The organism is Kitasatospora sp. NPDC059747 (assembly GCF_042732955.1).
In the GTDB taxonomy this organism is placed as follows: domain Bacteria; phylum Actinomycetota; class Actinomycetes; order Streptomycetales; family Streptomycetaceae; genus Kitasatospora.
Genome location: NZ_JBHWGV010000051.1, coordinates 23,571 through 37,332 on the forward strand (window position 1 = coordinate 23,571; position 13,762 = coordinate 37,332).

At 72.7% G+C, this 13,762-nt stretch carries 13 protein-coding genes; 8 read left to right on the plus strand and 5 right to left on the minus strand.

Annotation, left to right across the window (positions count from 1 at the left end; translation table 11 throughout):
• The first annotated feature begins 153 nt into the window (after positions 1-153).
• Positions 154-2,019: a protein kinase gene (locus ACFV4G_RS22460; RefSeq protein WP_380443078.1), complete on the plus strand. Its 1,866-nt coding sequence runs from the start codon at positions 154-156 to the stop codon at positions 2,017-2,019.
• Between the two features lie 10 nt (positions 2,020-2,029).
• Here the strand turns inward: ACFV4G_RS22460 and ACFV4G_RS22465 are convergent, their stop codons facing one another.
• A complete protein-coding gene (locus tag ACFV4G_RS22465; protein ID WP_380443080.1) occupies positions 2,030-2,773 on the minus strand; it encodes a hypothetical protein in 744 nt (247 codons plus the stop codon).
• Between the two features lie 92 nt (positions 2,774-2,865).
• Positions 2,866-3,372 carry a GNAT family N-acetyltransferase gene (locus ACFV4G_RS22470; RefSeq protein ID WP_380443082.1) on the minus strand — a complete coding sequence of 169 codons (507 nt, stop codon included), beginning with the start codon at positions 3,370-3,372 and terminating at the stop codon, positions 2,866-2,868.
• 247 nt (positions 3,373-3,619) lie between these two features.
• On the opposite strand from ACFV4G_RS22470, the gene ACFV4G_RS22475 reads away from it, so the two are divergent.
• Both ACFV4G_RS22475 and ACFV4G_RS22480 read left to right on the plus strand, forming a co-directional pair.
• Entirely contained in the window at positions 3,620-5,173 is a 1,554-nt protein-coding gene (locus ACFV4G_RS22475) for a Na+/H+ antiporter (RefSeq protein WP_380443152.1), read from the plus strand.
• 135 nt (positions 5,174-5,308) lie between these two features.
• A complete protein-coding gene (locus ACFV4G_RS22480; RefSeq protein ID WP_380443084.1) occupies positions 5,309-6,166 on the plus strand; it encodes a YhjD/YihY/BrkB family envelope integrity protein in 858 nt (285 codons plus the stop codon).
• Positions 6,167-6,176: 10 nt separating this feature from the next.
• Here the strand turns inward: ACFV4G_RS22480 and ACFV4G_RS22485 are convergent, their stop codons facing one another.
• Positions 6,177-7,460 carry an MFS transporter gene (locus tag ACFV4G_RS22485; protein ID WP_380443086.1) on the minus strand — a complete coding sequence of 428 codons (1,284 nt, stop codon included), beginning with the start codon at positions 7,458-7,460 and terminating at the stop codon, positions 6,177-6,179.
• A 130-nt stretch (positions 7,461-7,590) separates the two neighbouring features.
• On the opposite strand from ACFV4G_RS22485, the gene ACFV4G_RS22490 reads away from it, so the two are divergent.
• Positions 7,591-8,166: a helix-turn-helix domain-containing protein gene (locus ACFV4G_RS22490; RefSeq protein ID WP_380443088.1), complete on the plus strand. Its 576-nt coding sequence runs from the start codon at positions 7,591-7,593 to the stop codon at positions 8,164-8,166.
• 104 nt (positions 8,167-8,270) lie between these two features.
• The gene (locus ACFV4G_RS22495) at positions 8,271-9,098 is read left to right on the plus strand and encodes a HEAT repeat domain-containing protein (RefSeq protein ID WP_380443090.1); all 828 of its coding nucleotides are present in this window, start codon (positions 8,271-8,273) and stop codon (positions 9,096-9,098) included.
• A gap of 99 nt (positions 9,099-9,197) precedes the next feature.
• Here the strand turns inward: ACFV4G_RS22495 and ACFV4G_RS22500 are convergent, their stop codons facing one another.
• Positions 9,198-10,082, minus strand: coding sequence for a dihydrodipicolinate synthase family protein (locus ACFV4G_RS22500; RefSeq protein ID WP_380443092.1), 885 nt, complete (start codon positions 10,080-10,082; stop codon positions 9,198-9,200).
• Position 10,083: 1 nt separating this feature from the next.
• On the minus strand, positions 10,084-10,884 hold the full coding sequence (locus ACFV4G_RS22505) for an aldolase (protein WP_380443094.1): 801 nt from the start codon (positions 10,882-10,884) through the stop codon (positions 10,084-10,086).
• Between the two features lie 219 nt (positions 10,885-11,103).
• Between ACFV4G_RS22505 and ACFV4G_RS22510 the strand changes: the two genes are divergently transcribed.
• The 3 genes from ACFV4G_RS22510 (at position 11,104) to ACFV4G_RS22520 (ending at position 13,507) form a co-directional block, all read left to right on the plus strand.
• On the plus strand, positions 11,104-12,039 hold the full coding sequence (locus ACFV4G_RS22510) for a MerR family transcriptional regulator (RefSeq protein ID WP_380443096.1): 936 nt from the start codon (positions 11,104-11,106) through the stop codon (positions 12,037-12,039).
• 156 nt (positions 12,040-12,195) lie between these two features.
• Complete coding sequence (locus tag ACFV4G_RS22515) at positions 12,196-12,600, plus strand: hypothetical protein (RefSeq protein ID WP_380443098.1); 405 nt, start codon at positions 12,196-12,198, stop codon at positions 12,598-12,600.
• A 133-nt stretch (positions 12,601-12,733) separates the two neighbouring features.
• Positions 12,734-13,507: a TauD/TfdA family dioxygenase gene (locus ACFV4G_RS22520; protein WP_380443100.1), complete on the plus strand. Its 774-nt coding sequence runs from the start codon at positions 12,734-12,736 to the stop codon at positions 13,505-13,507.
• Positions 13,508-13,762 lie beyond the last annotated feature (255 nt).

Sequence of the window (13,762 nt, forward strand, 5' to 3'; positions counted from 1 at the left end):
CACACTCGAACTAACGAAACCGGCCGCGCCACCCCCGGGCACACCACCCCGGCGGAGCCCCCCCCGGCAAAACCCGAACGCCCCCCCCCCCCCGCGCCCCCCCGGGGGGGGGGCCCCCCCTGGCCCGGGGGCCACGGCACTAGAGTGACCCGCATGTCTGGTGGGGTGGGGTACGTCGTCAACGGCCGGTACCGGCTGGACCGGCTGATCGGCCGGGGTGGGATGGGCCGGGTGTGGGGTGGCCACGACGCCAACCTCGACCGGGTGGTCGCGGTCAAGGAGCTGATGCTCCCGGACGACCTGCCCGCCGACGAGCGCCGTGAGCTGGTGGAGCGGGCCCTGCGCGAGGCGCGCGTCGCGGCCCGGCTGCGGCACGACGGGGTCATCACGGTCCACGACGTCGTCACCGACGGCGGGATCCCGTGGATCGTCATGGAACTGATCCAGGGTTCGTCCCTGGCCGACGAGGTCCGCGAGCGCGGGGCCCTGGACTGGCGCAGGGTCGCGGAACTCGGCGCTGCCATGGCCGACGCGCTGGCCCACGCGCACGCCGCCGGCATCGTGCACCGCGACCTGAAGCCGGAGAACGTCCTGCTGTCCGGCAGCCGCGCCGTCATCGCCGACTTCGGCATCGCGCGCGTCCTCGACGCCACCACCCAGCTCACCCGCACCGGCGTTGCCATCGGCACGCCGCACTACATGGCGCCGGAGCAGTTGGAGGGCCGCGAGGCCACGCCCGCCAGCGACATGTGGTCGCTGGGCGCCACGCTGTACGCGCTCGTCGAAGGCCGCCGCCCGTTCGACGCGACGACGCTGACGGCGCTGTACGTCTCGATCCTCACCCAGCCGCCCGCTCCGCCCGAGAAGGCCGGCCCGCTGGCCGGGGTGCTCGACGCGCTGTTGAGCAAGGACCCGGCACTGCGCCCGGACGCGACGGCGACGGCCGACTCGCTGCGGAGGAGCCTTCAGGCGGTGGTGACGGTGCCGGTCGTCGTGCCGCCGGGTTACACCCCGACCGTTCGCGGGACGAGCTTCGATCGGCTCCCGTCCCCGAGTCCTGTGCTGCCTCCTCTTCCGCCTCCTCCTGGGCCGACGGTGTCGGCGCTGCGCCCGCTGTTCGTCTGCGAGCCGGGCCGGATCGTCGAGCGGGCCCAGCTGCAACCGGTCCTCGCCCGGGGCGTGCCGGCGCTGGCGGTGTGCCTGCACGGGCGGTCGTGGTCGTCGCTGGCGGTCCACGAGGCGGGGGCGCCGCCGCGGAGCCTGCCCGGGTTGGACGGAGGCGTGCTCCTGGCCGCCGACCACGACGCAACCACGCTGACGGTCCTGCGGCAGGCGGACCAGGAGCTCGTGGAGGCCGACCTGCGCGGCCGGGAACCCGTCCTCGGCCACCCGCTGGTGCTACAGCCGGAGTCGCCGAAGCAGTACATCACCGGCGCGGTCTTCGAACATCGAGGCAAGCGCGGAATGGCCCTGGCCGGCCCGGACCTGCAGCCCATCGCCCAGGTGGGATCGGGCCGCTGGCGAGCCATCGTGGGCGGCTTCCGCCCCTCGCACGTGCTCCCCGCCCCCAACCGCACCGTGATCGGCTGGCGGGCCGCGGCCGGCGCGGTGGCCTGGGACGGCTCCAGCGGCTGGGTCCGCCACACCTTCGGCAACCGCACCGACGTGACGGACGTGGCCCCGAGCACCTCCGGCAAGCTGGTCTCCCTGACCGGCCCGTCCGGCCTGGCCGTCCACGAGGCCGTCACCGGCGAGGAGATCGGCCGCCTGCCGGTAGAGGCGGCCGAGGGAGATCAGGCCCTCGTCGACGACTCCCACCGACGCCAGATCATCGTGACCCACATCGCAGAGACCGCCATCCGGATCTGGGACCTGACCCACCGGCAGATCATCACCGAACTCCCCGCCCTAGGCGAACCGGTCCTGGCCGCCCGTCTGATCCCAACCCCCACCGGCCCCGCCCTGGCCCTGGCCACCCCGTGGCGGGCCGGCGTACTGCCGCTGCCGCCACGGGCCTAGCCGGGGCGGGCTACGGCCACGGGTAGCCCACGTACCCGGGGTTGTACCCTCCGCAGAGCTCGGCGGTGGCACGGGGATCACCTGCGGTCAGTTGCGCTTCAAGGTGCCTGGCCTGGTCCGGCGGGTCGTCTGCGGAGATCGGGAGGGTCATCAGGAACTGGGCCCAGGGCAGGTCTGTCTCCTCCCGGCCAGGGGGATGCCTCAGGACGACGTCGATCCGATCGGGTTCCCCGCGGGAGGCCCAGACGGCTTCCAACTCGCAATCCCACCTGGCGAGCCAGTCCTCGCGTCGCCTCAGCCCCGCTTCAAGCAGCGTTGCAACGACCGCTGCCGGCCACTCCCAACTGCGGTCCTCCTCGGCACGCAGGACCTCGGCCTCGTACCGATTCGCGGCGAACCGAAACTCCGGCAGGTCGAAGCCCCGCTCGGCCGGGTCGCGCCAGCCTGCCCAGACGACATGGTCCTCGTCCCGCGTGACCGTCACGTACAGAGCGCTGCAGCACTGCTCCAAGCCGCACCCGGATCGAGCGAGCCGAACCTCGTGGGGCGTCGCAGTGGCATGCAACGGCCTGCCCCGGCCCAGGAGATACCGGGGGCCCGAACCCACGAAACGGGGGCCGCCTGACTTCGTGCTGCGGAGGGACAGGTCGGCCAGGAGGTCCCGGCCGCTGACGATCGGGCGGATCTCCAGGTAGCCCTCGCCGGGTGGTGGGCAGAGGATGCTCAGGCTGAGAGTGTCCGGTTCTATGGCCATCGGCCAAGGATCACGGAGCCGGCCGCAGCTGTCATGCGACTTTGCGTGGCTCCACTCAGGGCGGTGGTCGGCCGGCCGGGAAGGGCGGATCTCTATGACGTCATGTCACGCAGGTCGGGGCGGTTCCTGGGCAGTCCGAAGCCTGCCATCTGCTTCTCCTCGTAGGACAGGAAGCCGAGACTCCGGTAGAACGCATGGTTGCGCTCGCCTTCCGGTGACGACTCGTGGTCCGTGGAGAGGAGGAAGAACCGGCAGTGCGAGTAGCGTCGCATGAGGTGTTCGACCAAGGCCCGGCCTACACCCTGCCGGTGATGCGCAGGGTTGACCACGACGTCCTGGACATAACAGATGTGTTCGTCGTCGGAGACGGTCCGGGCCAGTCCGAGGAGCGTTCCTGAAGCGTTTCGCGCGGTGATGACGAGATGAGAGTTCCGCAGGCCGCGACAGAGCTTGTCGACGTCGGCGGTGTAGCCCTCCCAGCCGACCGAGGCGTAGAGGCCCAACATCTCATCAGGATCGAAAGTGGCTTCTTCCGTGACAAACACGCCAAACCCCCTGCGGCCGTGCCGCGTCTCCGTGCCGACGACGTCTCCCTGCATCTGACTCCACACTCGTCAGTCACGTCAAGATCGGTATCTGTCGGCCTCGACCGACAGGGCACGTCGCTCGGTTCGGGGTACGAACCCTGTTTCCGGCGGCTGCTCCCCGGCGGATTGGCGCTGTCACCACCGCTAATGCACCGATAAGATGACCGTAGGTGTGCCGGGAAGCCTGGTCGGCTCGGGGGACTACTGCGGCATTCGGGCGGCGGTGACCCCGTTCGTCGTGGTGGGGTTGTTTCCGTCGATGCACGTAGTCGGGATCGTTCTCGTCCTGGTGGTTCTGGGCACGGCCGTGGCCACCTTCGCCGGGCGCCTGCGGGTGCCCGCGCCGTCACTGCTCGTCCTGGCCGGTGTCGGGGTGGCCCTGGTGCCCGGCGTCCCCGCGCTGCACGTTCCGCCGCAGATCATCGGCATGGTGGTCCTGCCGCCGCTGCTGTACGCCTCCGCCGAGGAGCTGTCCCTGCGGGACCTGCGCACGGTGTGGCGCCCGGTCACGATCCTCTCCTTCGGCCTGGTCTTCGCCTCCGCCGCCGCCGTGGGCTTCGCGGCCGTCGCCGTCGCGGGCCTGCCGCCCGCGATGGCGTTCGTGCTGGGCGCCGTGCTGTCCAGCACCGACCCGGTGGCGGTCACCGCGCTCGGGCGCCGGCTGGCGCTGCCGGGACGGGTCCAGGTGCTGGTGCAGGCGGAGAGCCTGTTCAACGACGCGACCTCACTGGTGCTGTTCAAGGTGGCCGTCGGCATCGCGGTGGCCGTCGGCGCGGCGGTGAGCGTGCCGGCGGCGGGCGGGGAGTTCCTGGTGCTCGGCGGCGGCGGGAGTCTGGTGGGGGCCGCCGTCGCGGGCCTGGTGTGGCTCGTCCGGCGCCGCACTGTCGACCCGGTACTGGAGACCGTCATAGCGCTGGTCACCCCGTACGCCGCCTACGTCCTGGCCGAGTCCGTGCACACCTCCGGCGTCACCTCGGTCGTCGTCGCCGGCGTGCTGCTCGGCCGCTCGGGCCACCGGCTCACCGATGCCCACATCCGCCTCCAGCTGAACGCCGTCTACGCGGTGGTCGTCTTCCTGCTGGAGAGCGTCGTCTTCAGCATCGTCGGCCTCGAACTGCCCACCCTGGTGCGGGACCTGCCCGCGGGCACCGGCCTGTGGCCGCTCCAGGCGCTCGCCCTGGCCGCCGTGCTGATCGCGGTGCGCGTGCTCTCCACGCTGCCGCTGACCCGGGCGGTCAAGCCGACGCAGGGCCGCGGCCGGCTCTCGTGGCGGGTGGCCGGGGTGGTCACCTGGGCCGGCACCCGTGGGGTCATGCCGCTGGCCGCCGCTCTCTCGATCCCGCTCGTCACCGACGACGGCACGAAGCTCGCCGGACGCCCGCTGGTCCTGGTCCTCACCACCGCCGTCGTCGTCCTCACGCTGGTCGGCCAGGGCCTCACCCTGGCCGCCGTGGTCAACCGCTCCGGCCTCGCCCTCGAACCCGAGCACACCGTCCGCGAGGAGGACGACGCCCGCGACGCCCTCAACCGCACCGCCCTCGACCACGTCGAGAACCTCGCCGAGCTGGAAGCCCTGTCCGACACCGCCGTCGACCGCGTCCGCCGCGCCCTGACCGCCCGCCTCGACCGCACCCCCGAGGCCCCCGACGGCACCACCGCCGACGCCTCCTACCGCCAGCTGCGCCGCGAGGTCATCGCCGTCCAGAGCACCGAACTGCGCCGTCTCTACGACGAGCACCGCATCAGCGACACCACCCGCCGCCGCCTCCAGCACGACCTCGACCGCGAGGAGGCCGCCCTCGGCACGCCGTGACGCCGACGCGGACGACCGCCGTCCGACCGGATGACGGTTCCGGTGCTCCGGGGCGCTCCGTGATAGGACGTCGGGCGAGCGGCGTCGTCCGCCGTCACGTCCCTGCGGGTCCGCAGCGAGGGGGAGCCGCCAGCCATGAGGGCCGACAACCACCTGACGCGGATGGCGCGGATGGTGCGTTCGGCGAGGGAGCGGTACGCGGGATCGTGGGCCGAGGCGCTGTGGAAGCGGCTGGAGGCGGTCGACTTCATGAGCCAGGGGCTCCAGTTCGCCGCCACGCTCCTGCTCTGCTTCTTCCCGTTCATGATCGTGACGAACGCGCTGGCAGGCCGGTCGACGGTGACCGCCCTGGTGCGGCGCCTGGGCCTGGACCGGCAGGCGTCGGCCGACGTGAGCGACCTGTTCGCCCCGTCGGCCACCACGAGCAGCGCGGTCACGGGCACGGCGTCGGTGTTCTTCGTCCTGGGCGGCTTCGCCGCGGCGTCGGCGCTGCAGCAGCTGTACCAGCGGATCTTCGAGCTCCCTGGGCGGGGCGTGCGGGACGTGCTCCACCAGGTGCTGTCGCTGGCCGTGGTGATCGCGGGGGCGGCCCTGGCGGCGTGGACCGGGCCGGCACTGCACCGGGTGGGCGGGCCCGTGCTCCTCGGGGCCGTCGCGCTGGTGGCGGCCGCCCTGCTCTGGTGGGTGCTGATGCGGCTCCTCCTGGCGGGCCGGGTGCCGTGGCGGGACCTGCTGCCGTCCGCCGTCATCACCGCCGTCTGCTACCTGGGGATGCGGGTGGTGTTCTCGTTCACCGCCTCGGACACCGTCACGTCGAACACGGCGGAGTACGGGCCGATCGGGGTGGTCTTCTTCCTCATGTCCTGGCTGATCGCCCTCGGCGTGGTGATCATCCTGGGGGCGGTCACCGGGATCGTCTGGCGGGAACGGGGCCTGTCGCTCCGGGCGGCCCTGGGCAGGCGGCCCCGGCCGGGGAAGCCCGGCCGGGGCTGAGGGGGACGCCTCAGGACACGGGTGCGGGCTCGGGAGCCGCGGGCACGTCGTCGGCGGTCCTGCGGGTGAGTCGGCGGATCTGGGGTTCGAGGAGGACCGCCGCGCTGAGGAGGGTGCAGATCACGGCGCACGCCCACAGCGCGCCGGAGATGCCGAGCGCGTTCGAGACCGGGCCGGCCAGGGCGATGCCGAGCGGGGCGAGGGAGAGCGAGCCGAGGTGGTCGTAGGCGCAGACGCGGGAGAACATCTCGGCCGGGATCTCCTGCTGGAGCGCGACCATCCAGTTCACGCCGAAGACGGTGACGCCGACGCCGGAGAGGAACATCGCCGCGATCAGCACCGGCAGCGGTGCCGCGAGTGCCAGGGCGAGCGCGGGGACGCCGAACAGGAACACGCCCCAGTTGCCGACCAGCAGGATGCGGCGCGGCTGCCAGTGCACCATCAGCACGCCGGTGACGACCAGCCCGACCCCGTAGGCGGCCATCGCCAGCCCCCAGTCCGCGGCGCCGCCGAGCCGCTCCTCCGCGACGACCGGACCGTACACGGACTCGACCGCGCCGACGCAGGCCACCAGGACGGAGAACTGGAGGACGACCACCCAGAGCCACCGGCGGGAGGCGAACTCCCGCCAGCCGTCCCGCAGTTCGCTCAGCATGGTGGTGTCGGAGGCGGCGGGTGCGGCCTCGGCCTCCAGGAAGAAGCGCAGGGCGGCGGCGACCAGGAAGCAGACGGCGTCGAGGCCGAGCACCCAGCCGGGCCCGACGGCGGCGGTGAGCGCGCCGCCGAGGGCGGCCCCGCCGATCTGGCTGGCGTTCTGGCCCATCCGGAAGACCGAGAACGCCCGGGCGGCGTGGTCCGGCGGGACGCTCTGGAGGATCATGCCCTCGGCCGCGGGGGCGTAGAGCGCGAAGCCGGCGCCACCGGCCGCGGAGAGGACGAGCAGCTGCCAGAGCTGGGTGTGGCCGTTCAGCACGAGCGCGGCCAGGACGGCCTGGGAGAGGCCGCTGAACAGGTTGGCCGCGACCATGACGTGGTGGCGCGGCAGCCGGTCGGCGAGGGCGCCGCCGATCACCAGTAGCAGGACGGTCGGCAGCAGGCGGGCGGCCGTGACGTACCCGACCTCGGTGCCGGACCCGCCGTCGCCGAGCACGGCGAAGGCGGTGGCGATCGGCGCACCGGCGTTGCCGAGGCCACTGACCACGGTGGCGGCCGTCTGGATCCGGAAGTTGCGGCCCGCCCAGGCGAAGCGACGGGCGGGCGGGGGCGGGGGCTGGGGGGGGGGTTGGCTCGGCACCCAGCGACTATGGCCGAAGGTTCGTACAGGCGTCCATCGGGTTTAGCGCGGCCGTGCCTCGAACGGCGGGCCGGTCCGGCGGGCGGTGATGGGATGATGGGCCGGACGATTCGCGGGTGAGGGGTGGGGCATGGCTGGCAGGTTGCGGGTGCTGAGGCAGCAGAACCGGCTCAGCCTCGAAGCGCTGGCCGAACAGGTCGGGGTCACCAAGAGCTACCTCTCCAAGATCGAGCGCGGGCTCGGCGACCCGTCGATCTCGACGGCGCTCAAGCTCGCCCACGCGCTCAAGGTCGACGTCGGCCGGCTCTTCTCGGACGAGGTGGAGCCGGAGCTCGTCACCGTCGTCCGCGCCGGGGAGCGGACGCCGATCGCGAGCGGGACCGGCCCGGGCGCCCCGAACTACGAGGGCATCGCGACCGGGCTCAGCGGCAAGCGGATGGTGCCGTTCGTGATGTACCCGCCGCTCGACAACGCCGGATCGCCGTTCAAGTCGCACGCGGGGGAGGAGTTCTTCTTCGTCCACGCGGGCACGGCGGAGCTGGAGTTCCCCGAGCGGACCGTCCACCTCGGGCCCGGGGACAGCGTCTACTTCAACTCCGCTCTCCCGCACCGCTGTCGGAGCACCGGGCCGGAGCCCGCGCACATCCTCGTGGTGATCCACGACGACCCGGCCGGCCCCTCGGACCGGGTGCCGAGCCTGCCCTGACGCCCTCCCGGCCGTTTCGGACGGCTTGGTAGAGTGCCGCAGCCCGAAAGGTCGGGCACTGACGGCCGACGGCTCGGTGCGGCCGGAGTGACGAGGGGGACGATGTGAGGGACCTGGCGGCGGACGACCAGACCGTGCTGCTCGATGAACTCGTGGCCGGACTGCTCGACCCCGACGGCGATCTCGACGAGCTGGCCGCGATCGGGGCCCACCTCACCGGCACGCTCAGCGCCGACCTCGTCCCGCGCCTGGAGGCGCACCTGGAAACGGCCGTCGCCGCCCGGAACCAGTACGCCCGCTCCGTCCTCGCCGGCCTCCTCGCCGAGACGGCCGGCCGCTCGTCCCTGCCCGTGCTGCTGCGGGCCTGGTCCCGCGACCTGGGGGACGACCAGGACAGCCTGACGACGATGATCACCGTCCTCGCCCAGGACGATCCGTCCGCCGCGCGCCGCACCCTCCTGCCCTGGACGGAGAGCGCCGACGCCGACCTGCGCCGGGCGGCGCTCTGGCTGCTCGGCTTCGTCCCCGACCCGGCCGACGTCGCCGTCCTGGCCCGCGCGGCGCACGACCCGGACGAGCGGATCCGCAGCGTGGTCGCCGGCGCCCTCGGCAGCCACGGCACGGACCCGGCGGCCGTGGACCTGATGGTGGGCCTCCTGGCCGATCCCGCCGAGCAGGTGCGCATCTCCGCCCTCAGCTCGCTCGGCTACCGCCGCCAGCCGCGCACCCTGCCGGACATCTGCCGCCTCGTCAACGACGACAGCCCGAGCGTGCGGGCCTGGGTGGCCATCGCCCTGCGGCGCTTTCCCGCGACGGAGATCGGCGACGAGGCGGTGGCCGACGTCCTGGCCAGGCTGGAGCGGGACGCGGAGCCGCACGTCCGCGATCAGGCGATGGCCGCGCGGCAAGGGGCGGCCCGCCGGGGCCGGTGAACGCCCTTGCCCAGCTCGACCGTTCGCGACGGGCCCGGTGAACTGCCGTGCCCGGCTCCGCCGTTCGCGACGGGGCCGGGCGCGGCACTCGCCGGGTACTCAGACGGCCGCGGCCAGCAGCCGGGCCAGCTCCGCCGTCCCCGCCTCGTCGAGCGGGAGCAGCGGCTTGCGGGGCTCGCCGACGTCCAGGCCCCGCAGGGCCAATCCCGCCTTGACCGTCGTCGGCAGGCCGCCGCCGAGCAGGAACCGGAGCACCGGCAGCTGGCGGTAGTACACCTCACGGGCCCTGTCCAGGTCGCCCGCCTGCACCGCCCGGTACAGCTCCAGCGTGAGCTCCGGGATCACACAGGGTGCGGCCGTGCACCAGCCGGACGCGCCGGCGGCGAAGGCCGCCAGGGCGAGCGGGTTGGAGCCGTTGTAGAACGGCAGGGCGCCGTCGGAGAGTTGGGCGAGGCGGTGCATCCGCTGGATGTCGCCGCTGCTCTCCTTGACCATGGTGATGTTGTCGACCTCGGTGACGAGCCGGTGCAGGAGCTCCGGCGGGAGGTCGACGCCGGCCGTCGCCGGGTTGTTGTAGACCATCAGCGGGATGCCGACCGCGTCGGCGATGGTGGTGTAGTGGCGGGTGATCTCCCGTTCGTCCAGGCGCCAGTACGAGAGCGGCAGCACCATCACCACGTCGGCGCCGGCCTTCTCGGCGAACCGGGCGCGGCGGACGGCGCTGCGGGTGGTGAGGTCGGCGATGCCGACGACGGTCGGGACGCGTCCGGCGACGGCGGAGACGGACGCCTCGGCGGCGGCGTACCACTCGGCGTCGTCGAGGTAGGCGCTCTCGCCGGTGGAGCCGAGCGGGGCGATGGCGTGGCAGCCACCGGCGATCAACCGCTCGATGAGGGCTGCGAGTCGGACGAGGTCGAGGCTGTCGTCGGTGCGCGAGAACGGGGTCACCGGGTAGGCGATGATCCCTTCCAGGGTGGTCGCCATGTCAGAAGCCCTCCCGGGCGGTGAGCGCGTCGCCGTGGCCGGCGCGCAGGGCGCGGCGGGCGTAGTAGGCGAAGTTCGCCTGGCCGCGCTTGGGGGTGGACGTCCAGTCGTGGGCCTCCTGGGCGAGGAGTTCGGGGATCTCCTGGATCTTCCCGGCGGCGCTCGCCAACAGCTGGAGTTTCGCGGTCCGTTCGAAGAGCAGGGCGAGCGTGCACGCCTCCTCGACCGTCCCGGTGGCGACGAGCTGGCCGTGGTGGGCGAGCAGCAGGGCGCGCTTGTCGCCGAGGGCGGCGGAGATGATCTCGCCCTCCTCGTTGCCGACGGGGATGCCGGGCCACTTCTCCAGGAACGCGCAGTCGTCGTAGAGCGGGCACGCGTCCATGTGGGAGACGATCAGCGGGGTCTCCAGCATGGACAGCGCGGAGATGTGCAGCGGGTGGGTGTGGATGACGCAGTTGACGTCCGGGCGGGCGCGGTAGACCCAACTGTGGAACCGGTTGGCCGGGTTGGCCATCCCGTCGCCTTCGAGGACGTCGAGGTCCTCGTCGACGAGGAGGAGGTTGTCCTCGGTGATCTCGTCGAAGCCGAGCCCGAGGCGCTGCGTGTAGTAGGTGCCGGGGCGCTCGGCGCGGGCGGTGATCTGCCCGGCGAGGCCGGAGTCGTGCCCGGCGTCGAACAGGATGCGGCAGGTCAGCGCGAGCTTCTGGCGCACCGTCCAGCCGTTGTCGGGTATCGCGGTCGCCATGCGGCGCTGGGCGAGGTCCACCAGTTCGGACTTGCCCGCCTGGAACGTGTCGGCCATGGGGCCCGGCTCTCCTTCGATCCTCGGTGGTGCCGTGGTTGAGAACACATCGTTCACAGTAGGACACAAGGTGTCCTCCGTCCAGAGTCCGTCCAGAGTCCGTCCAAGGCGCCGTTCGGAATCCCGTGATGGAACGTCAACGGCCGGGAGCCGGTCCACTACCGTTCGGCGGGCGAAGGAGCTTGAGTCTCCAGCAGGGGGAGACGTGAAGGTGGGGGCATGGACGGCGACACGCTCTTCTCGATCGGTGACCTGGCCCGGCGCACCGGGCTGACGGTCAAGACCATCCGGTTCTACTCCGACTCCGGGATCGTGCCGCCGACGGACCGCAGCCCGGCCGGCTACCGGCTGTACGACGTCGGCGCACTCGCGCGCCTGGACCTCGTACGCACGCTTCGCGACCTGGGACTCGACCTCGCCGTCATCCGGCGAGTGCTGGACGACGAGGTCTCGGTGCCCGAGATCGCGGCCGCGCACGCCGACGCCCTGGAGGTGCAGATCCGCACCCTCCGGCTGCGGCGGGCGGTGCTGCGCGCGGTGGCCAAGCGGGGCTCCACCACCGAGGAAATGGATCTCATGCACAAGCTCGCAAAGCTCTCCGACGCCGAACGCCGGCGTCTCATCGGCGACTTCATCGACGACACGTTCGGCGGCCTGGACGCCAACGCCGAGTTCGTCGACATGATGCGCTCGGCCATGCCCGACCTGCCGGACGACCCCGAACCCGACCAGGTGGACGCCTGGGTGGAACTCGCCGAACTCGCCCAGGACCCGGACTTCCGCGCCGCCGTCCGCCGCATGGCGCAGTACCAGGCGGCCGAACGCGCCCAGGGCGACACCACCGGACTCCACCAGCAGCTCACGGAGACCGTGCGCGACGAGGTCGGCCGCGCGCTCGACGCCGGCACCGCCCCGTCCTCGCCTGAGGGCGGGCGCATCCTCGACACCCTGAGTGCCCGCTACGCGGAGACCTTCGACCGACCCGACGACGCCGACCTGCGCCGGTGGCTGCTGACCCGCCTGGAGGTCGCGGGCGACCCGCGGACGGAGCGCTACTGGCACCTGCTGGCCGTCATCAACGGCTGGCCGGTCCCGCCGAGCCTGGCCCCCGTGTTCGCGTGGCTCACGGAGGCCCTGCGCGCCGGGAGCCGGTGACGCGCAGGGCCGGGTCCTCGCGGCGAGCGGTCACGCCGCGGGGACTCCCCTTCTCCTACCGCTTGACGCGGTTCTGAGGTCGGTCGGGATGGAGTCGTCGCTGCGGGTGGCGCGCACCCCTGGCCGCCGGGGAGTGGCGGGTGCTAGACAATCACCATGCTGTTTCTGGGGGTCGCGCTGTTCGTTCTCGTGATGACGGTGCGGATGGTGAAGTACGTACTCGACCTGAACGCCGACTTCCGGCGAGTGCGCGGCGAGGGTGTCCGCCTGCAGGCCGAGGTGGTGGACTACGACAAGCGGGTGGGGGACCGGGCCGACGAGTTCTACCTGCGGCCCATCGTGCGGTACTACCTCAACGACCGCACCTACCAGGCCACGGTGGGAAACGCGTCCGGCAGCAATCCGCCGCCGCTGGGTTCGTTCACGACCGTCGTGGTCTCGCCCAAGACGCCCTACGCGCCGTACGACCCGTACCAGGGCATCGGCGGCGCGGTCGTGTTCGCCTTCGTGGCCCTGGCGGCATCGGTGGGGATGCTGTACTGGGCGATCGCGCGCCTCTGACCGCCGGGTGTGCGTCAGCGGGGCGCGGTAGCGCTCCGGCGCGCCCGGCCGGTGCTCCGTCAGGCCGGTGACCTGCACGGCGCAGGGCCTTACGCTCGCGGTGTGTCCGGGTCGAGGCGGGAGGAGGCCGTTGATGGACGCACCGGTCGCGGTCGGAGGGCCCTCGGCGTGGCAGGGGGCGGAGCTGGAGGAGCGCGACTGGGTGGTCCCGGTGGACCGGGTCGCGGAGCACCTGCGTCACGGGCCCGGATTCGCGGTCGTGCGCGGGCTCGACCTGGAGGCGCCGGCCGACGAGGACTGCGTCGAGGTGTGCCGCCGGATCCTGGCACAGGTGGGCGAGGTGCGCCCGGTGGACCTGGCCCTGCCCGGGCACAACCTGCTCACGGCGGGCAGGCAACGGGACGAGGCGGAGCTCGGGCCGCACACCGACCGCGGGATGTCCCCGCGGCCTGCGCGGCTGATGGCCCTGCTGTGTGTACGCCCGGCGGGCTCCGGCGGCGACTCGCTGCTGGTCAGCGGGCATGCCGTGCACGACGTCCTGCTCGGCTCCCGCCCGGAGGTGCTGCCGGCCCTTTACGGGGACTTCGACTTCGGCGACGGGCCGGGCTACGAGCGTGTCTACCCCGTGTTCCGGCGCAGTGCCGGCCGGCTGGAGGTGCAGTACAACCGGTACTGGATCACTCGCGGTCAGCAGGAGTGCGGCTCGCCGTTGACCAATCGTCAAGTGGAGGCCCTGGATGCCTTCGACGAGGTCGTCGCCGACCCGAGGATGGTCCTGCGCGTGCAGCTGGGGCGCGGTGACCTGTTGCTGGTGGACAACACGACCGTGCTGCACGGCAGGACCGCCTTCGTCGACCCGCCCCCGCCGCGGGCCGGGCGCTGCCTCGCGCGGGTGTGGGCCGACTGAGGGTCGATCCGGTGGGCGAACTGCCCCATGCAGGACCAACCGTCCGGTGGGCCGGCCCAGCCGCCCCAGGACGCCCCGGCGCAACCTCCGTTACCGGCCCTGCCCCTTCGGGCCGCCGCGCAGGCACGGCAACCGCGAGGGGTGGTCGAGGCCCGGCGGTGACGCCTGGAATGGCGGGGGGTGTGAGGAGTGCCTCTCCCTGGGCGCCGGCCACGTGGTCGACGCTCCCGGCGGCCGGAGAGGCACTCCCCGGCT